Below are 21,055 nucleotides of genomic sequence, written 5' to 3' on the forward strand. Positions count from 1 at the left end.
ATTGAATGCAATTATGAAGAGGCAATTTACAGAAAATTAACCCAAAACTTATGGGCCCGATTCCCTGGCAGGATTTTGAAAAAGTGGATCAGCGGGCCGGAACAATTATTCGTGTAGAAGATTTTGCGAAAGCATGGAAACCGGCTTATAAACTCTGGATTGATCTCGGAAAAGAAATTGGAATTAAACAAAGTTCGGCGCAGATCACCAAACTTTATACGCAAGAGGAATTAATTGGGAAACAGGTTTTATGTGTCGTCAATTTTCCAGTAAAACAAATCGCTGATTTCCGCTCGGAAGTTTTGACGACAGGTTTTATTTTGGAAGACGGAGAAGTAATTCTGGCTTGTCCCGATAAGACATTACCAAATGGAACGCGCCTGGCCTGACATCAGGATAATCTTGCAAGTCTCAACCTTAATTCTGTAATGCTAACGGTTTCAGGATAAGTTAACTTTGTATCAAAGAATTAGAAATTATGGAAGCTGATCATAAAGTTATCAATATAAAAAAAGTTACAGTTCCCGTGACCGGCATGTCCTGCGCGGCCTGTGCCGTGAGTGTGGAATCTATGCTGAAAAGTACTTCCGGAGTAGAAAATGCCGGTGTGAATTATGCCAATCAGTCTGCCTTCGTAGAGTTCGATCCCAAGACAACGAATCTGGAAGCTTTGGACAAAGTTCTGGAAAGTATAGGATACGGTTTCATCATCAATGACGACAACGACGAAGCAATTGCCGAACAGGAAAAAATCCAGCTTGAACATTATAATGATCTGAAAAGGAAGACAATTCTTGCCGGAATATTAGCTATTCCGGTGGCCGTTATCGGAATGTTTTTTATGGATCTGCCTTTCGGTAATTACATTATGATGGCTTTAACCATACCGGTTTTATTCATTTTTGGGAAAGATTTTTTTGTAAATGCATGGAAACAGGCGAAACATGGAAAGTCGAACATGGATACGTTGGTGGCATTAAGTACCGGAATTGCATTTCTTTTCAGCACTTTTAATACTTTATATCCACAATTCTGGCATGTACGCGGCTTTCATCCACATGTGTATTTTGAAGCCGCTTCGGTGATCATTTTCTTTATTTTATTAGGAAAACTGCTTGAAGAAAAAGCCAAAACAAATACTTCGGATGCGCTGAAAAAATTGATTGGATTACAACCAAAAACGGTAAAAGTAATTCGTGATCAAAAGGAAATTGAAATTTCGGTTAAAGATGTCCGGCTGCATGACGAAATCATTATCCGTTCAGGAGAAAAAATTCCGGTTGACGGCAAGGTAATCAGTGGAAATTCTTTTGTAGACGAAAGTCTGATGACGGGAGAACCAATTCCGGCAGAAAAGATTACGGGCTCACGGGTTTTTGCAGGAACAATAAACCAGCAGGGAAGTTTTACTTTTTCGGCTGAAAAAATTGGTAAAAATACCGTTCTTGCTCAAATCATAAAAACGGTTCAGGCCGCTCAGGGCAGCAAGGCTCCGGTGCAACGTTTGGTAGATAAAATCGCCGGGATTTTTGTGCCCGTTGTGATCGGAATCGCTATCATGACTTTCTGTGTCTGGATGTTTTTCGGCGGAGAAAACGCACTTACGCAGGCACTTCTGGCTTCGGTTTCTGTTTTGGTAATTGCCTGTCCCTGTGCTTTGGGCCTGGCTACACCTACGGCTATTATGGTTGGCGTGGGGAAAGGAGCTGAAAACAATATTCTGATTCGTGACGCTGAAAGTCTGGAAAAGGCGAAAGAAGTGAATGTTGTCGTTTTGGATAAAACCGGAACTTTAACGCAAGGACATCCGGAAGTAACAAACTGGGAATGGGCGGAAAATCTGGTAAATCAGGAACAACATGCAGCTGCAATCAGCTTACTGGAATCTCGTTCAGAACACCCATTAGCGCAAGCAGTTGTCAGGTTTGTCAAGACAAATCCGAATGGCAAAATTGAAAAATTTGAATCTGTAACGGGAAATGGCGTTAAAGGGGTTGTTAATGGTGAAAACTACTTGATAGGAACACTTTCATTTCTGGAAAAAGAAGGCACCGTATTAAATCCGGAAATGGAAAAACTTGCGAAAGTTCAGCGAAAAGCTGCGCAGACTGTAATCGGTGTGAGTGTGAATCAGGTTCAAATTGCATTGATTTCAATAGCAGATCAATTAAAAGCTACCTCTGCCGAAGCAGTTCAAAAGTTACAGGAACAAGGTATTGAAGTTTATATGCTGACGGGTGATAATGAACAAACTGCCGCTGCGGTTGCAAAGCAGGTTGGCATAAAAAATTACCTGGCAGAAGTAAAACCGGATGACAAAATGCAGTTTATCCAAAAATTGCAATCCGAAGGAAAAGTAGTGGCTATGGTTGGAGACGGCGTTAACGATTCACAGGCACTGGTGCAGGCAGACGTGAGTATTGCTATGGGAAAAGGATCTGATATTGCCATGGATGTTGCGAAAATGACGCTGATCACTTCGGATCTGATGGTTTTGCCAAAAGCGTTACAACTTTCCAGAAAAACGGTGGCAACGATCAAACAGAATCTGTTCTGGGCATTTATTTATAACCTGATCGGAATTCCGATTGCCGCCGGGATTTTATATCCTATCAATGGATTTTTGTTAAATCCGATGATCGCAGGTGCTGCAATGGCTTTGAGTTCTGTTTCGGTTGTGACCAATAGTTTGAGGCTGCGCGGTTTAAAATTGTAAAATAGTTAGGGAGAATAAGTTTGAAAGCGTCTTTCTGTTAACAGCACTTAATAGAAAGACGCTTTCATGATTTATTTTTACATCAAAAGATTTTACTTAATTCTTCTGATTTTTTCAAATCCTGTTTTGAGTTCTGCTCAGGATATGACTAAAATGTGGGATAAGGAGTCGGCCGAAAAAGAGCACGATAATATCCAATGGTTTAAGGATGCCAAATTTGGAATGTTCATTCACTGGGGACTTTATTCGAAACTTGCCGGCGTCTGGAAGGGCAAAAACTATTATGGAAGCGGTGAATGGATTATGCATCAGGCCAAAATTCCGGTACCGGAATATGCAAAAGTGGCATCTGAATTCAATCCCGTAGATTTTAATGCCGAACAATGGGCAAAATTAGCCAAAGATGCGGGCATCAAATACATCGTTATCACGGCAAAACATCATGAAGGATTTGCGATGTACGACTCCAAAATCAGCGATTTTAATATTGTTAAGGCCAGTCCGTATAAAAAAGATCCGATGAAAGCACTTAGTGAAGCCAGCCGGAAACAAGGCATTCAATTTGGCTTTTACTATTCCCAGTTTCAGGATTGGCATGAGCCTAATGGAGGCGGAAATGATTGGGATTTTAATGAAAAAAAGAAAAACTACCAGCAATATTATCGCGAAAAAGCACTTCCGCAGTTAAAAGAATTACTCACAAATTATGGCCCGCTAGGTATTGTCTGGTTTGATACACCCGGAGGATTGAGCAAAAAAGAAACGCAAAAGCTAATCGATGAATTACGCGTTATTCAGCCTAAAAGTTTGTTCAGCAGCCGGGTAGGTCAGGGATTGGGTGATTATAAAGATTTTGGAGATTCGGAAGTTCCGCCAGCGCTAATTGCCGGAGCCTGGGAGTCGATATACACCCACAATGACTCCTGGGGTTATATTCAGCATGATATGAATTTTAAATCTTCCACGCAAATAATTCAATTATTGGCTAACGTTTCTTCCAAAGGAGGAAATCTGATGCTGAATGTTGGCCCGGATGGAAAAGGGAATATTCCTCCTTATTCGGTGAAATATTTAAAAGAAACAGGGAAGTGGCTGGATCGTTTTGGGGAAAGTATTTATGGGTCCACGTTTGGTATTATTCCTGCTCAGCCCTGGGGCGTTACGACTTCCAAAACCGGTAAATTGTTTTTGCATATCCTGAATTATCCCAAAAATGGAAAGCTGATGGTTCCGGGTTTTTCGAATCAGGTTACCAATATCTCTTCTTTGGAAAATAAAGATAAACTGGATTTCAAAAAAACAGGGGAAGATATTGAGATTTCACTGCGGGAAAATGATTTGGATAATCCCGATCAGGTTTTAGTTCTTGAATATGAGGGAAAGCCGCAAAGTTATGATCAGAACTTGCCGGTTATCGTTTCTTCTCAATATGAGCTTAATTCAGTTGATGCGATTATGGGAAAAGTCTCAGGAAAGGCAAAAATTGAAAGCATCACGTTCAGCCATTATTTTGGAGATTGGAAGCATGAAACCTGTGTTACAGAAATGCGAAAACCAACTGATTCTGTGACGTTTCAGGTGAGAGTAACAGAGCCCGGGGATTACAAAATACATTTGGAATATGCCTGTACCGAGGAAGGTAGCAAGCAGGAAGGTGTTCTGGAATTCGATCAAAAAACATTCTTTTTCGAAACCTTGCGCACTTCTGATTTCAGCGTTTATAAACCTATGTTGTTTATAAAACATCCGGTAGCAACGGTTACGATTGATAAAGCCGGGATTTATAATCTGGTTGTAAAACCTTTGAAAGAGGGGAAAGAACTTTTTAAGCTGAAATCGATTATTCTGGAACCTTTGAAGTGAATTTAATCAATAGGTTATCTGCCAATTATCAAAGCTTCCTGTTCTAATCCCTTTTTATATTGATGAAGTAAAGCGATCAGGAAATGGATATTTTCCTCGGCCAAGTCTAAGTTATTCAATTGCTGCTGATCATACAATTTCCGATTTCCATATTTCTGGATCAACTGTTCTATGTTTTCAGGAATGAAAAATAATGCTTTATCCGATAAATACTTTTTGTATTCCCGGGCATAAATATTGATTCCGGCAAAATCATAATCGCCAAAATGCCAATATGGGTTAGGGATCGTTTGCAGCCATTTTATAAGATCTTTGCTTTGATTTTGCGGATAACGGCTAACAAACAAAGCTTTAATATTGGGGAATAAATAACGTTGTTTCTGTATGTTAGAAAAGTTTTCCGAATTTTCTACGCCGATTATAATCACATCAGGCGCAGGAATGAATTTTTCAAAATCATAAATGAACTGAAAAGTACCCGAAATTGGGTTAACAGTAAATGGAACGCCGTTCAAAAGCGCTTCAATTGGTTCGTAACTATTGACAAGAAAACCTTTGAAAGTTCTGCGATTTATAGTTTTTGAATTACTGGCAACCTGTACCAGTTCAGCACGCGTAATTTCTGCATTTCTCAGTAATTCAACATATTGCTGCAAATCAGTAATCGAAAATTTGTTGAGCAAATACTTATTTAATGCGTCTGTATTGATTACCTGCAATGTGCTTTTCGTACGTCCAGACCGCTTGTCTGTTATGATGCCTTCCGTAATTAAATCACTAACAAAAGCATGTTTTACACTGCTGGCCGAAAGCTGCCCGCCATTTGCAAGAATTATTAATTTTTCGGCCAATGAAAGTGACAGTATCATAAATCAGTTCCTTTTTTAATCAGTCTTTTTATGTTCGTGATACTTCTGCTGTCTTTGGATAAAAGATAGGTATAACGATAATCGCTTGCGTTGTAGGACGTTGGTGAACTGTTGATGAGCAAAATATTTCTGTCATTCGCAAATTTCAAAATACCTTTTACATTATTGGGATGCAGTTTCCCAATCTCATCCATCATACAATGAAGTCTGAAATCTTTAAATTTTCTGGACGCGTTATCTTTGAAAACATTAAGCAGCATAATATTGATCATAGCCTTCACCAGAATATCTGTCCCTTCTGAACCCACATTGGCAAGTTTTTCCACCCAGCCGCTATCATTGTCATTTTCTACAATCCGGAATTGCAATTCAAATGAATCAGAAAGACTGATCTCTTTTTCTTTTCTGTTGATGATCTCCCTGGCAAATTCTTTCAATAAGGTTATTGCTTTTTTATTTTGAAGATCGCTATCAACCGTTGAAAACAAATTTGCAGCACCCAGGCTTAATGCGTGTTCATCATTAAAACTTTTTATTGCCAGTAACAAAGTCACAATCCTGTTCTGGCTTCCGGAAAGTCTTAGCTTGATACTTTTGATAACTCCGGCAAAATTCCGCTCTTCAAAATCGCCGTTAATATCCGTAATTACCTTTTGAATTTCTCCTTCTTTGGAAACCAGTTCTGTCGTCTCCTTTCCAATTTGTCTTATCAAAGTGGCGAAACGTTCATTGACCCGCTTTTCATATTGTGCAATTTTATCTTCTTCCAAAAACTCGTATAACATTTCAGCAAAAGCAATAAACTCTTCCCGTTCACTGAGACTGGTTTTAAAATCAAAAATGTTATTAAAAGAAAAGTTGCCCAGAAAGGCGTTAACAGCTGCCTGCAAATTGCTGAACCGGCCTTGCAAGGAATATATTTTCGCATTGACCAAATCAATAAGCCCTTTAAGCGCTTGTCTCTCTTTTGCAATTTTTTGTTGGACAACGTTATACACTGAAATCTCACTATAACTTTCTGTCAGCTTAAATTCTTCGAAAGCTTTAAGTCCTTCTTTGGCCGTGGAAACCCTTTTGCTTAATTCAATAATGACATTATTTGAAAGATCGATTTCGAGCTTTAACTTTTTTCGTTGGAATTCATGTTTCTCTTTTTCGGTTTCAAGCTGGCTTTCTCTTAGTTTTTTATCTGCTTTAAAGCGTTCCACATGATCAAAAAGCTCTCTTTTGTCTTTATTATATTCAGCTACTTTATCCCGGTTATCTTCAATGAAATTCAGTTCGTTTTTTACTTTATCCAGAGCATTGTCAATTTCAGAAATACGTTCCGTATCGGCACCGTCACGTTTGAGATCGTCGTTTTGCTGTTGTTTTAGCTCAACTATTCTTTGATCAATTTGTGCTTTTTTAACTGCCAATTCAGTGACCAATTCGCTGATGTGTGCTATTGCCAACTGTTCTTCTGCTATTATTTTTTTCTTCTGTTCTTTCTCTTTGTTTTCAATTTGTTTTTGTACCACTGTTTCAATACTGGCATAATGTTGCTGACCTTTTAATAATTCTTCGTCTGCAATTACAAGATCCTGTTCAATTTTGAAAATGGTATTTGCCTTTTCCGTTGCAGCTTTCTTTATTAATTCAGCAAGATTTACTTCATTTTCCTGCAAATCTTCTTTTGATTTTTGCAACAAATATTCTGCTTGAAATCCAGCGTCTTTGAGGTCTTTTATTTTAGGCTGATATTTTCGTTTTAACTTATCTGAATCTTCCTTTTTTTGCTCATGCAAAGCATTCAAACTTATGTTATTTACCTCCGTATTTTTTTGAAACTGCAATTTCTCCTGTTCATAATCTGCAACTGTTTTTACTGTTTTATTGATTTCTTCCAAATCTAATTTAATACCAAACAACGTGTCGTTGCCCGGTACCAATTGCGGTGAAAGTCCGGCATGGAACAACACTTGCTCCTCATCTATCACTTTCCCGATTGTCAGTTCCCAGCCCGGTATATATTCCGTTAGCCAGCTATACAATGAATCTTGATTCTGTACAAGTTTTGTTTCAATTGCTGCAATAGACTTTGTAAATTTCTCCGTCTCTCTAATTATTTTTTCGGCCTTTGTCTCAAAACTGATTTCATTTGTCTTCGTATCCAGTTCCCATTGCTTTTGGAACGTTTCGACTTGTTTTTGGAAATCAGCTATATCAACATTTGCTGTTTTTATTTGTTGTTTTAACTTATTGATTTCCAGATTTACAGCCTCTGTCTCTTTTTCGAAATACCGTTCAAGCTGTGCTTTTTGCTTTTGAAGTTTCAGCTCCTGAATAACCTCTTTTTTTTGACCAACTGTATCCCTGGCAGTTTCCAAAGCGGCTTTATTTTGTTTCCTTATTTCATCAAACAATTCCTTATACTGGTCATTAATATCGTTTTTGAATTGTAGTAATGAAGCTTGTAAAGCAATCTTACTGGTTTCTGTTTCATTTTCAAAACCGGCAAATGCATTTTGTTGTTGTAAAATCAGTGCATCATACCGACTGTTTATTTCCCTGAATTTTGAAGAAAGTAATTCCTTTTCTTCCAGCAATCTTTTTTGTTCCTGCTCTGCATCCTGTTTTTTTGCCACGCGTTGTATGATGCCAGATATATTCATTATCTCATATTCATCTGCTTTGCGTTTTGCTTTTTTCAGATCGCTTTCCAGATTGTTTATGAACTTTTGAATTTCCTCTTTTTTAATTTCAAATCTGGCATAGAGATCTTTATCTCTTTTTAATAATATCTGCGACTTGCCATCTTCAATAACCGCCTGCTTTTCCAATTCCGGCAAATCCTTTTGTTCAGCGTCATAATTCTGGAATAACTGAACGGCAACTCCCTGTTTTTCCTGATTTAAAATCCTGATTTCTGCATGTAAACGGGCAATTTTTTCCGCCTGCTTCCGTACCGGGATTTCGCCTGCTTTGTTCTTTTCCGTCCATTTGTTGATGTCAGCCAGTTGGGTATCAAAGTCGCGAAGATGGAGCATGTAATTGTCAAGCGGTATCTTTACATCTTCTTCATTCAAAGACATAATGATGGTTTGCTTGATAAATTCTGCATCCAGTTTGGAATTCAGAAACACATTCTGAATCGTACGTGGAATATTTTGATACTGACGGCTTTCTATCAACGCAAATTTGCGCAGCTCCGAATCCAGCCCCCGGTTGTTGCCGTATAAAATGTCCCGATATTCTTCATAACGATCAATTTTCCTGGAATAATGATGCCCATTGCGCACCAGGGAATTACGTATACCATCCCATTCCCTTGGTATCCGGTTTTCATCAATAAAGTTTTCCATTTTATAAGGTCCATCCAGAAACCGGAAACAGGCTCTGCCCTGTGATCTGTAAGCGAGAATGCAGTAAGGGCCGGTTTCGCGCATAACTTCATAAATGATGGAGGAATTTCCCTTGGGGAAATAATATTCATCAAAAGAGTCCTTGCTCTTTTCAATTCCAAGCTTCATTTTATCCGCATTGTAGAAAAACAGGATGGCCCGTAATGCAGTACTTTTTCCAACGCCTTGCGTACCAATGAAATGGACATTCCCATCTATGGCTACTTCGGCATATCTGACTTTTGCGCTTTCAATAAAAATAATTTTATTCAGGAATCTCATTGATTACGGCTTCTGGAATGTTGATGGATAGTATTAATTGCTCCATGTAATTGAACGACGCAAGTGCTTTGTAGGAAGTGGATATTTCGTTTTCAAGATCGATGAAATTATCTTTCGTCAACAGATCTAAAATTTTGTCGAGGATATCAGCATGTTTTTCTTTTCCGTTTGTATGTTTTTTCAAACCTTCCAGTTTACTTTTCAAATCCGCATCCACGGATAGTTTTACCAGAATATCCGACGGTGTAAACCGATAACCCGAACCAAAAGAATTATCAAAGGTTTTAAAAAAGTCGAGCATATCGATCCATTTAAAAGCAGCTTCCAGTTTACGTTCAAGGTCTGTTTTATTTTCCTTTCTGGTAAACATAAAATACTCGTCGCCTTTTTCTAATATAAAATTGATTGATATAAAATAATCATACAGGTCGTCAAACCTGTCGTCAATAATGGAGTACAATTTGCGAAGCTTCTCATCACTGCTGTTGGAACAAATAAACTGTCCCTTGTTCATGATTTCGAATATATCAGAAGTTTGTTTGGGTACCTGCATGTCGTTTTATTTGGGATAAATCATGGCAAATTCTACGTCCTGTCTGCTGTTATAAGTTTCTGTAATTTTAAACAAGGAATCATATTGAGAAACCATCTGGCAGTAAATCGTGATACGCTCGTCGAAGTTTACTTCTTTATCAAAATTGTAATTTAAAATAAAGTCAAAAAGGTTATTGCTGCCAGCCAGAAATCCGTTTTTTACTTCATCCAGATTGATCTGGAATTCTTCTTCTACCTGTGTTTCCAGATATTCATCTGAAATACTTCCCGCCAATGGCTGTGTTACTTTCACGCCTGACCTGATTCTTTTGGATATTTTTCCAATTAAATCCAGTATTTCATTGTCAGTCTGTAACACTTCCAGCGATATTTTGAGTGGATAAGCCGGATTTGGTTCGAAAATAACGGCGTTATTTTCAGCAAGAATTTCCAGGATATTGGTTTTACTTTTCAGTGTAAACTGGTCTTTCAGATATTTGATCTGACGGAGTTTTTCAATGACACCACTATGGTATTTAATTCGGTTAAGAAATTCAATAATCTGTTTTTGAATATCGATCAGGTTGTGCTGACATTCATTTAACTGTGATTTGAGTATAATAATGATGCGGTTTAACTCTTCATCGGAAGCAACTTTAAAAAACGTTTGCTCATCCTCGCCGGATATCAGCTGGTCCGTTTGCCCGATGAGTGCATAAATATCATGTCGTTTTTCATCCAGATGTTCCAGCTTTGCTTTTTTGATCTTATAGTTGGGTTCGTGTTTGAAGGCGTGATCAATATTCCGGTTCAGATCCACGACGTTACGCAGGGCGATAATACCGATTTTTCTGAGTGCATTTTTGACCTGGCGCAGATATCCATATTTTCTGGTTTCGTTATTTTCCTGTAAATAATAGAGGATATTGTGCTTGATATTTTGAATATGTTCATGGATATAGGACACATTGATTTCTTCATTCACTGCTAATACCTGCTCGAAAAATTGAAGGAATTGGTCATCCAGTTCAAGGTTAGTTCCGTTTTCGCGTATTACAGAATAGTCGATCAGTGTCCTTATTTTATCTTCATCGAAATCAACCAGTTCCAACGCATGATCATATTTGTAAGAAAGATTTTTCCTTTTTTCAAACAATGCTATAATGAGCTTATGCTCCCGGTTGAGGACTGTTAACAGTTCTTTAATGGACGAGAATGTTTTCATAAATAGCTGTGCTGGAAAATTTAAAAATGCAATTTATTAGTTCTTGTCAGTGATTATAAACAATTATGGAATGAATTGAAAATCAAATGAATCTGCGAGGTATGCTTGTGACGTTTATGACGGGAATTTGTCATTTTATTATTTGGATCATATACAGAAAAGCTTAAATTTGATAAAATATCACACACTAAAATACTAAGTTATGATGCAAACAACTACACAGGTGACGCACGAAGAATATTTTGACTTATTGGCAAAATCTGACGTAAAACTGGAATATCATGCAGGAGAGATTCTTGCTATGGCTGGGGCGCAACCAGCTCATAATCGACTTTGTATTACATTATCTACGGCTCTGGAAAATTGCCTTAGTGATGGAGAATGTATGGTTTTAAACAGTGACCAACTGATTAAAATTCTTGAATGTGATAAATATACCTTTCCGGACGTGGTGGTTGTATGTAGAAAACCCGTTTATGAAAAATCTCCACAAGGAATAAATGCTCTTGAAAACCCAGTAATTATCATAGAAGTTTTATCAGATTCTACTGAGAAATATGACAGACTGGAAAAATTTGATTGTTATAAAACCATTCCCTCTTTTAACGAATATGTATTAGTCTCATCCAAAAAGAAGAGAGTTGAGGTGATTAAGAAACTCAATGAATCTGAATGGCTAAGTCACACTTACACAGAAAAAGATGAATATGTATTGATTGGAGATTGTTCGATTTCTCTTGAAAAAATTTACAATAAAGTTGAGCTGCCAGACATAAAGTCTATTGGTTTTTAAAACTTCAATAGCAACTGATATTAAAATTCGAAGAGAATTTACAGAAACCAATAACTCTGTAATACCTTTCCAAAATTCTGTAATACTTTTAAATCTTTCCTGCCGATCTTTGCAAAGAGAAAAATATAGAATCTCTGTCAAATAGCATTTCAATCCAATGGAAACGATAAAATTCAAAACCAATATAAAATGCGGAGGCTGTATCGCCGCCGTCACGCCTTTTTTAACAACAGAGAACGGAATCGAAAAATGGGCCGTGGATCTGCAAAGTCCGGATCGTATTTTGTCCGTTGAAACTGATAAATCGGCAGAAGAAGTTGCTGATGTTGTTAAAAAAGCTGGATATCTTGCAACTGAAATTGCCTGATAATTAATAACTTTGCCTGTGAATCTGGCTAAAAGCTAAAAATGAAAAACAAACTTCATAGATCTATAACCATTCTGATGGCCGTTCTGGTGCTGATAAGCAGCACAGGATTCGGACTGACGGAGCATCAGTGTCTGATGCAGGGGATGACTATGAAATTTGTTTCGGAAAAAAAAGCTGATTCCTGTAAGGAGAAAGTCGTTTCTGCTTGCTGCGCGAAAAGTAATGCCCTAAAAGAATCAAAGAAAAATTTCTTAAAAAAAACCGATTGCTGCAAGGATCAACAGAAATTTGAAAAAGTTGATGTCGTTTCATCAATTGCTCAGCTTCATGCCAAAGCGCTGAAAATGGTTGCTGATGGCGATCTTTGGTCCGTGCAGTCTTTTGTATTTTTGTTGCAGGAATGGGTTTATCCGCCTGCACAATCTTCGCTTCATACTATATCATTCTCCTCGCTCTTTCATGGGAGAAGTATGCTGTCTTTTGTACAGTCTTTTTTGATATAAATCGCTGATTATTAGATTTTAATGTTTGTATCTCATCTTTTTGAGATAAACATTGCTTTTCTCTTACATCGTGATTTAGTCAATAATGAAAAGATATTTAATTGGAGCAATTCTGCTTCTATGCGTGCAATTTTCGTTTGCACAACGAATAACCGGGAAAGTTTTCGAACAATTGGCGGGGGAGAAAAAATTAAAACCACTTACCGGCGCTAATGTTTACTGGGCCGGAACTTCGCAATCCTCTGTAACGGATACAAGTGGAAAATTCTCGATTCCACGTATTACACAATCCAATAAGCTGGTGATCAGTTTTGTGGGTTTTAAAAATGATACTGTCAAAATCGGTGCGGAAAGTGAATTGGAAGTGGTTTTGAAAAATGACCAGACTTTGAATGAAGTTGTCGTAAAAGCAAGTTCCTCCACAATCGACAGGTTATCCCCGCATCAAACTGAAATCATAACAACCCGTGCTTTGGCAAAAGCCGCCTGCTGTAATCTTTCTGAAAGTTTTGAAACAAATGCTTCCGTTTCTGTTTCTTACAGTGATGCAGTAACAGGTGCCAAACAAATTCAGATGCTGGGTTTGAATGGAACATATATTCAAACTAATATTGAAAATATTCCTACGATTCGCGGTTTGGCTTCTACTTTCGGGATGAATTTTGTACCGGGAACCTGGATCCAATCGATTGATGTGGGAAAAGGTGCTGGGTCAGTAGTGAACGGTTATGAATCCATGACCGGACAGATTAACGTGGAACTTCAAAAACCAGATACACGTGAAAAGCTATATTTCAATACGTATGTCAACAATTTCGGTCGTGCGGAAATGAATCTTAATCTCGCAACAAAGCTGTCTGAAAAATGGAGTACAGGATTATTGACGCACGCCAGTACTTTAAGAAACAGAATTGATAAAAATGGCGACGGATTTCTGGATTTGCCACTTTACAATCAATACAATGTGATAAACCGATGGAAATATCAGAGTGAAAGAACAATGGTTCAAATGGGCGTGAAGGCATTGCACGAAGACAGAGTAGGTGGACAAACGGGTTTTCGGGAAGAGATGAAAGGCACAACCCAGGCTTATGGTTTTGGCGCAAACGTTAATCGTTACGAATTCTTTTCTAAAATCGCCCGTCTTTACCCGGACAAACCTTACAAAGGTTTGGGCTTAATTATCAATGCTTCCGTCCATGATTCTAAATCCTATTTTGGCCTGACAAACTATAACGGTCGCCAGGAAACTTTGTATGGAAATCTCATCTACCAGTCGATTCTGGGGAGCACGAATCATTCTTACAAAGCAGGTGTTAGTTATATGCTTGACAATTATAATGAAAAATACAAAGACAGCACTTTACAGAGAAGAGAATCCGTACCGGGTGTTTTTGTAGAATACACATATAACAATCTGGATAAATTTGTACTGGTTGCCGGCTCGCGAGTTGATTTTCATAATCTTTATGGCACTCAGTTTACACCGCGTTTGCATATGAAATACAGTTTGACGGGCAACACAACTTTACGTGCATCAGCGGGCAGAGGCTTCCGGGTAGCAAATCCATTGGCGGAATATTATGGAAATCTGGTTAGCTCGCGGCAAGTTGTGTTTCTGGAAAAATTACGTCCCGAAGTTTCATGGAATTATGGCGCAAGTCTGACCCAGGAATTCAAAATTGGCGATATGCAAGGAACATTTGTTACCGATTTTTACCGGACAAATTTTGAAAATCAGCTTGTAGCCGATTTTGAGAATCCAAAATATATTCGTTTTTACAATTTGAAAGGAAAAGCATATGCCAACAGTTTTCAGGCCGAAGTTAATTTAACACCTATAAAACGTCTGGATTTTAAACTGGCTTATCGTTTATTTGATGTGAAACAGACGGTTTACGGATTGAATAATGAAAACATATTGCTGCCAAAAATGCTGGTAAGCCGCGACCGGGTTTTGTTCAACGCCGGATATGCTTTACCTTATGACAAATGGAAATTTGATGCTACGGTTCAATGGAATGGAAAACGCCGTTTACCAAGTATGGATCCCATGTACGGAATGCTGGGACACGGTGATACCTCATCCTTTATGTCGACAGAGGCTCCTTCCTATTTCAATGTCAATGCACAGATCACGAGAACTTTCCCAAAATGGGACATTTATTTAGGAGGTGAAAACCTGAATAACTTCCGTCAGAAAAACCCGATTTATGCGGCAAATGATCCATTTGGAAAACAATTTGATGCAGGAATGGCTTGGGGGCCTGTAATAGGCAGAATGGTATATGCAGGAGTCAGATATAAAATCATCAGATAAATCGAAGAAGTTCGAATTGAAAAGGTCATTAACCCTTAACCATTAATAATTAAACATTAAAAATGAGGTTATTCATCAAAAATATGGTTTGTGATCGCTGTATCAAGGTCGTCCGCGAAGAACTGGACAAGCTTGGTATTGTGTTAAGCCATATTGAATTGGGAGAAGTTGAAACGGAATCTGAACTTGATGCTGAAAAATTAATTCAGGTGAAGCAAATGCTTGAAGCAAACGGATTTGAATTGCTGGACGATAAACGTGCTACTTTGGCAGAAAATATAAAAACACTTATTATCGAAGAAGTGCAGTATTTGAAAGGACATAAACCGGCTGCGGTTAATTTTTCAGATTATCTTTCCCAAAAAACGGGTTATGAATATTCATATCTGAGCAATTTGTTTTCATCCGAAACCGGACAAACGATTGAACAATACATCATCGCCCAAAAAGTGGAGAAAGTTAAAGAATTGCTTTCTTACAATGAATTAAGTCTGAGTGAAATGGCCTGGCGGTTATCTTACAGCAGTGCGGCGCATTTGAGTAATCAGTTCAAAAAAGTTACCGGAATGACACCAGGGGAATTTAAAAAGGGGAATACGCTTCCAAGAAAAGCGCTGGATCAGGTAGGAGCGTCGAAAATTAAAACTTTATGATTCATATAAATCAAAATATACCATGAGAAAAATTCTTTTTGCTTTGTCATTAACATTACTATTCGCTTGTGATGGAAACCAGGAAAAGGCCAAAGAAACAACAGAAAAACCGGCTGTTGTAGAAAATGCCGCAGTGGATACTGTAGCTGAAAAAAAATACGCTTGTCCGATGCAATGCGAAGGAGAAAAGACCTATGCACAAGCTGGGAAATGTCCGGTTTGTAAAATGGATTTACGGGAAATCGCTCTCGCAGAAACCGATTCTACGGCTCATAGTCATTAATTTTTACTTACTATTAATCAAAACATAATCATGAAAAAAACGATCATTTTATTCATAGCAGCACTTTTTTTAAGTGTAAATTTTGTCAACGCGGATGGTAAAGACAAAGAAGTGAAATTCAAAACTTCTGCGATTTGTGAAATGTGTAAGGCACGTATTGAACGCAATCTGGGCTTGTCAAAAGGAGTTAAAGAATCGAATCTGGATTTGGCTGATAAGGTTGTGACAGTTAAATATAATCCTGATAAAACGACCGAAGAAGCGATCAAAGCCACAATCAACAATACGGGCTACGACGCTGATTTATCGGTTGCTAATCAAAAAGCACATGATAAATTACCAAGCTGTTGCCGTAAAACTGCTGCTGTACATTAATCTCCATGGCTGAAATCTTTGGATTGAAATATTGCCGGTAAAATGCATAATTAGAAATATACGGGTATAAAAGAGTACTAAACTTTAAGGTTGATCGTGAAATATTTATATTTTCATGATCAACCTTATTTTTTTGATTAGCTGTTTGTACGTAGAATTATGCTCCTCTCTTTTGATTTGAGTTAACAATTCATGAAAATTTTGGATTGAAGTTTGTTATGGGTCATATAATATCCCCCTTCACATTTTCATAACATCACCGACACATACACGTAACCTGACGATTCTAGTTTTGCAGCCTTAAAACTACTCATCCCAGGATATGAAACTTAAATTTACAGTGTGGACATGTATTATGTCCTTATTTCTCACGGCCAGTCTTTTTGCCCAGACGAACCAGGCAACGATCAGAGGAACGGTCGTGGACGGAACCAAATCGCACGTTCCAGGCGCAACAGTTCAGGTGCGCAACGAATCAACCGGATTTACTTCGGCAACTACTACCAACGAAAAAGGAGAATTTATCATCAAACAGCTTCCTTTGGGTAAGCCTTACACGATCGTTGTCTCTTACATCGGTCACGGTGAACAGAAGAAAACGGGTTATTCTTTAAATCAGGGAGATTTAGTGACCGTTGATTTTGAAATTAAAGAACAGGCAAACGAACTTGATGCGGTTCAGGTTACCGGTTCAGGTTTGAAAAATGCAGTTAGAAATTTTGGAGCTGCAACTTCGGTAACGGCCCGTGATATTGCCAAACTTCCTGTAAACGGACGGAATTTTACGTCACTAATTGATTTGTCTCCATTGAGTAAATCAGGCGGAAGTATTGCCGGACAATTGGCTTCGTCAACCAACTATACCATTGATGGAATGACAGCGAAAAACGCAACTTCCGGAGGCACAACAAACCGTAACGGCTCTCCTTACGCGATTTCGATGGAAGCTGTTCGTGAATTCAAGGTTGTTACAAACCAATACGATGTAACATACGGAAGAAGCGGCGGCGGATCTATTAGTACCGTAACAAAATCGGGAACAAATACTTTGAGCGGAAGTGCTTTTGTATTTGGCCGTACCGATTGGTTGTCAAGTCCTTATGATATTCGCGGAAACAAAAGAAATGTTCCGTTCTCAACTTATCAGTATGGTTTTTCATTGGGCGGGCCAATCATTAAAGATAAAGCGCATTTCTTTGTGGCATGGGATCATCAGGCGGATGCCCGACCATTACAAATTGCAGATATTCAGAGTGCTACGGACGAAAAACGTTTTAGTGTAACCAAGGCTTCTCTTGATCGTTACGAAAATATTGCCAGAAGTAAATATGGCGTTGCAAACTCCGCGCAATTCGGTTCTTTTGACAAAAAAGAACAAACGGAATCTATTTTTGCACGCATCGACTGGCAGTTGAGCAAGAAACATTTGCTTACCATTCGTAATAACTTCGGTTTTGATAAAAACAACCAAAGCATTGGTGATAATAGTGCAATCAATACCTACGAAACCTACGGAACATCAAGAGGTTTGGACAACAGTTTGTTATTTACGCTTCGTTCGGTTGTAAATCCACGTTTGATCAACGAGGCGAAATTACAGCATATGTATACGAAGGAAAACAGTATTCCAAACCCGCAATTACCAGCTGGAAATATTCCACGTGCAATTGTTGAACGTGTAGCTTCATCAATTGAAGGAAAGGATGTTTTTACAACGATTCAGCTTGGTGGACAGCGTTACATTCCTGAGCATTTTTACAACAATACGGTTCAGTTTACGGATAATGTTTATTACAATACAAATAATATCAGTTACACTTTCGGGACTGATTTGATGTATACCAACATGAATTCCCTTTACGGAAGTGAAATGAACGGACGTTTTTATTTCACTGGTCTTGACAATTTCGAGAATTTGAAACCATACCGTTATGCACGTGAAATCGCACTTAATCCTGATCACAGTGTAAAACAGAATATTCTGAACATGGGTGTTTATGGCCAGATGCAGACGAAATTATTTACTGGTTTTGAATTAATGGCAGGCGTTCGTGTGGATTATGCCAACTATATCAACAGACCAAATTTCAACCAAACGGTTTTTAATGAACTTGGATTGAGAACGGACAATACGATCAAAACTTTCCAGGTTCAACCTCGTGCGAATGTAACCTGGGATTTCAACGAAAGAGGAAAAGATATTTTACGCTTCGGAGCAGGTGTTTTCGGATCGGATATCAACAACTACGCTATGATCAACAACATGTTGTTTGATGGAACAAAAGTAGCTTCGGTTGATATTCAGGGAGCAAATGTGCCAACACCGGATTTTGTAAGTTACAGAAATAATCCGGCAACGGCACCAGGCGTGGAGTTGCTTAAACTTCCGGGTGTTACGAACAACGCGACCATTAACATGAATGCGGCAGATGCAAAAGTTCCTACGATATATAAGGCGAATGTCTCATATAGTCACTTTTTCAATGATCGTTTCAAAATGGGTATCAGCGGTTATATGACATTGGGCCGTAATAATTATATGTACGTGGATGGAAATATGGCGGATCAGCCATTCTTCCGTTTATCGAACGAAGGTAACCGCGGTGTGTTTGTTCCTGCTGCAAGTATTGCTACTTCAAACGGCTCCACTGACTGGCAGAAAGGTCGTAAATCTGATAAAGTTGGTCGTGTGCTTGAATTGAACAGTAAAGGAAAAGTTAACTCTTACGCTGTGGTATTGGATGCAACGTATCAGTATTTCAAAGACGGAGAAATTACGGCGAGTTATACTTACAATGATGTAAAAGACAATACTTCTTATAACGGAAACGTGGCGAATTCTGCGACTCTTGCCTTGATGGTAAAAGACGATCCTCGTAATTTGAGCCAGGTTACTTACTCGGATAATCAATTCCGTAACAAGCTGGTGATCTACGGAACTTTGCCAACTTTCTATGGTGTGAGCGTGGGTGTGCGTTATTCAGGAACGGGTGGAACAAGATATTCACTTGCAGTGGGCGGAAACGTAAATGGTGATTTTGTAAACTCAAATGACCTGGCTTACATTTTCGATCCAAATAGCGCAGCAGTAGCTGACAAGTACCGTACAGGAATTCAGGCGTTGCTTGATAATCCGGAAGTAAACAGCGGACTGAAAGATTACATCCGTAAAAGTCAGGGGAAAATTGCTGAAAGAAACGGTGGTATCAACGGTTTTTATGGTACATGGGATTTAAGAATTGCAAAGAAATTCCGCACTTTCGGAAGTCAGAGTATCGAAGTTTCTGCTGATATTTTCAACGTAGCCAACCTTCTGAATAAGAAATGGGGAACACAGGATATTCTTACAAAACAAAATATTTACTCGCTTAAAAGTTTTGACGCGACTTCAAAAAATTACAATTATGACGTAAATCCAACAACAGGTATTGTGGTTCCTTCGGGAAATCCTTACCAGATCCAGTTGGGGTTGCGGTACGCGTTTTAATGTTTTGTTAAACGCAGCGTAATGGAGTTTTTTCGGAGAGTTACGCTGAGAGTTTTTTCTTGGCGTAACTCTTTTTTTGTTAAACGCAGTGTTTGGGGAGCGGTCCGCCGCGCGGTTTTTGCGGGGAGTTTTATGAGTTTTTCTTTTCAGAATAATTCTAGCTGGCCGTTGTTTCCTTTTGGTTTTTTTGCTTTTCCCATAACGGTTCGGCCTTCGTATTTCCAGGAATTATCTCGTTCTTCCTGGATCAGGTCATCGAAGCGGTTGTTCGGCTGGAAATCTTTTTCCAGTTGAGCGGCTACTTTTGATAAATTTTTAAGTGCTTCAGATTTATCATTATCGCCTAATCTGGATTTTTGAACTGCCTTATCCAGAATTTGAATTGATTCATCGTAAATCGTGATCGGAACCGGAAATGGATGTCCGTCTTTTCCTCCATGTGCAAAGGAAAATCGTGCAGGATCGGAAAACCTTGAAGGTGTTCCGTGAATAATTTCACTTACTAATGTTAACGACTGAATCGTTCTCGGTCCGACTCCTTCCAACAAAAGCAACGATTCCATATTCTGAACCGGATTGTCGTGTGCCAGTGCTAATACTGATCCCAATCTTTTCAGATTCACATTTTCTGCGCGCACGTCATGATGTTCAGGCATGATCAGCTTCCGAACTTCCCGCATGATTTTGTCAGGATTTTCAGTGGTTAATTCCAAAATTCCTGAGCGGGTAGGAGCTGCTGCTTTATCCGTAAGGTTCAATATGATGCCCTGATTTTTTCCGTAGATGGAAGTATGCGGCTCTTCAATAAAAGATTTTATACTCGGAGAATGCCAGTGATAGCGCCTCGCCATTTTTTCATCCGTATTCATTCCCTGCTGAACTACCGCCCAGTTTCCTTCTTTTGACACAATAAAAGAATGCAGATAAAGCTGGAATCCATCCTGAATTGCGGTATTATCAACTTTGGCAGAAAGGCGGCTGTTGTGGACTAAAAGATTCCCATCCAAACCGGTTTTATCTGCGATTGCCAGTAATTCTGCCGGCGTTTGTCTGGACTGTTTCCCTCTTCCCCCACAAATATAAATCCCCAGATCAGCAGATCTTTTATTTACAGAGCGTTTCAAAGCGCCCATAACCGACGTTGTAATTCCGGATGAATGCCAGTCCATTCCCAACACACAACCCAGCGACTGGAACCAGAATGGATCACTCAATTTTTGCAATAAAACATCCCGGCCATACTCAATCACGATGGATTCCACAATGGCTCCACCCAATAAACTCATTCGCTGAGCCAGCCATTCCGGCACTCTTCCGTAGTGCAAAGGCAAATCAGCATGTCCGCTTTTCATAGATGTAAGTTACTCAAAATTTAGTTTTTTCAATTTTAAGAAAGACA

At 38.8% G+C, this 21,055-nt stretch carries 16 protein-coding genes; 11 read left to right on the forward strand and 5 right to left on the reverse strand.

What is annotated here, in order from left to right:
• Positions 1 to 50 precede the first annotated feature (50 nt).
• The 3 genes from FDK13_RS31820 (at position 51) to FDK13_RS31830 (ending at position 4,579) form a co-directional block, all read left to right on the forward strand.
• Positions 51 to 389: a tRNA-binding protein gene (locus FDK13_RS31820; protein WP_137344060.1), complete on the forward strand. Its 339-nt coding sequence runs from the start codon at positions 51 to 53 to the stop codon at positions 387 to 389.
• Between the two features lie 89 nt (positions 390 to 478).
• On the forward strand, positions 479 to 2,716 hold the full coding sequence (locus FDK13_RS31825) for a heavy metal translocating P-type ATPase (RefSeq protein WP_137344061.1): 2,238 nt from the start codon (positions 479 to 481) through the stop codon (positions 2,714 to 2,716).
• Positions 2,717 to 2,782: 66 nt separating this feature from the next.
• Entirely contained in the window at positions 2,783 to 4,579 is a 1,797-nt protein-coding gene (locus tag FDK13_RS31830; RefSeq protein ID WP_137344062.1) for an alpha-L-fucosidase, read from the forward strand.
• 14 nt (positions 4,580 to 4,593) lie between these two features.
• Here FDK13_RS31830 and FDK13_RS31835 read toward each other — a convergent pair whose 3' ends face one another.
• The 4 genes from FDK13_RS31835 to FDK13_RS31850 are packed head-to-tail and all read right to left on the reverse strand — an operon-like array spanning position 4,594 to position 10,872.
• Entirely contained in the window at positions 4,594 to 5,448 is an 855-nt protein-coding gene (locus FDK13_RS31835) for a DUF7281 domain-containing protein (RefSeq protein ID WP_137344063.1), read from the reverse strand.
• Positions 5,445 to 9,113, reverse strand: coding sequence for an ATP-binding protein (locus FDK13_RS31840; RefSeq protein ID WP_137344064.1), 3,669 nt, complete (start codon positions 9,111 to 9,113; stop codon positions 5,445 to 5,447). The genes FDK13_RS31835 and FDK13_RS31840 overlap by 4 nt, the downstream gene beginning before the upstream one ends.
• Complete coding sequence (locus FDK13_RS31845) at positions 9,097 to 9,666, reverse strand: condensin complex protein MksE (protein WP_137344065.1); 570 nt, start codon at positions 9,664 to 9,666, stop codon at positions 9,097 to 9,099. Before FDK13_RS31845 ends, FDK13_RS31840 begins: the two co-directional genes overlap by 17 nt.
• A 6-nt stretch (positions 9,667 to 9,672) precedes the next feature.
• Positions 9,673 to 10,872 carry a hypothetical protein gene (locus FDK13_RS31850; RefSeq protein WP_137344066.1) on the reverse strand — a complete coding sequence of 400 codons (1,200 nt, stop codon included), beginning with the start codon at positions 10,870 to 10,872 and terminating at the stop codon, positions 9,673 to 9,675.
• Between the two features lie 202 nt (positions 10,873 to 11,074).
• Between FDK13_RS31850 and FDK13_RS31855 the strand changes: the two genes are divergently transcribed.
• The 8 genes from FDK13_RS31855 to FDK13_RS31890 all read left to right on the forward strand — a co-directional run bounded on the left by FDK13_RS31855 (position 11,075) and on the right by FDK13_RS31890 (position 19,656).
• Positions 11,075 to 11,665, forward strand: coding sequence for a Uma2 family endonuclease (locus FDK13_RS31855; RefSeq protein ID WP_137344067.1), 591 nt, complete (start codon positions 11,075 to 11,077; stop codon positions 11,663 to 11,665).
• 157 nt (positions 11,666 to 11,822) lie between these two features.
• Positions 11,823 to 12,032: a heavy-metal-associated domain-containing protein gene (locus tag FDK13_RS31860; RefSeq protein WP_137344068.1), complete on the forward strand. Its 210-nt coding sequence runs from the start codon at positions 11,823 to 11,825 to the stop codon at positions 12,030 to 12,032.
• A 41-nt stretch (positions 12,033 to 12,073) separates the two neighbouring features.
• On the forward strand, positions 12,074 to 12,538 hold the full coding sequence (locus FDK13_RS31865) for an HYC_CC_PP family protein (protein WP_137344069.1): 465 nt from the start codon (positions 12,074 to 12,076) through the stop codon (positions 12,536 to 12,538).
• Between the two features lie 85 nt (positions 12,539 to 12,623).
• Positions 12,624 to 14,858 carry a TonB-dependent receptor gene (locus FDK13_RS31870; RefSeq protein ID WP_137344070.1) on the forward strand — a complete coding sequence of 745 codons (2,235 nt, stop codon included), beginning with the start codon at positions 12,624 to 12,626 and terminating at the stop codon, positions 14,856 to 14,858.
• A 62-nt stretch (positions 14,859 to 14,920) separates the two neighbouring features.
• Positions 14,921 to 15,511, forward strand: coding sequence for a helix-turn-helix domain-containing protein (locus FDK13_RS31875; RefSeq protein WP_137344071.1), 591 nt, complete (start codon positions 14,921 to 14,923; stop codon positions 15,509 to 15,511).
• Between the two features lie 22 nt (positions 15,512 to 15,533).
• Positions 15,534 to 15,794 carry a heavy metal-binding domain-containing protein gene (locus FDK13_RS31880; protein ID WP_137344072.1) on the forward strand — a complete coding sequence of 87 codons (261 nt, stop codon included), beginning with the start codon at positions 15,534 to 15,536 and terminating at the stop codon, positions 15,792 to 15,794.
• Positions 15,795 to 15,824: 30 nt separating this feature from the next.
• Positions 15,825 to 16,169 (forward strand): heavy-metal-associated domain-containing protein, encoded by a 345-nt coding sequence (locus tag FDK13_RS31885; RefSeq protein WP_137344073.1) that lies wholly within the window; start codon positions 15,825 to 15,827, stop codon positions 16,167 to 16,169.
• 355 nt (positions 16,170 to 16,524) lie between these two features.
• On the forward strand, positions 16,525 to 19,656 hold the full coding sequence (locus FDK13_RS31890) for a TonB-dependent receptor (protein WP_229216308.1): 3,132 nt from the start codon (positions 16,525 to 16,527) through the stop codon (positions 19,654 to 19,656).
• A gap of 146 nt (positions 19,657 to 19,802) precedes the next feature.
• Here the strand turns inward: FDK13_RS31890 and FDK13_RS31895 are convergent, their stop codons facing one another.
• On the reverse strand, positions 19,803 to 21,008 hold the full coding sequence (locus tag FDK13_RS31895) for a DUF763 domain-containing protein (RefSeq protein WP_137344075.1): 1,206 nt from the start codon (positions 21,006 to 21,008) through the stop codon (positions 19,803 to 19,805).
• Positions 21,009 to 21,055 lie beyond the last annotated feature (47 nt).

The organism is Dyadobacter frigoris, from assembly GCF_005280585.1.
GTDB lineage: Bacteria > Bacteroidota > Bacteroidia > Cytophagales > Spirosomataceae > Dyadobacter > Dyadobacter frigoris.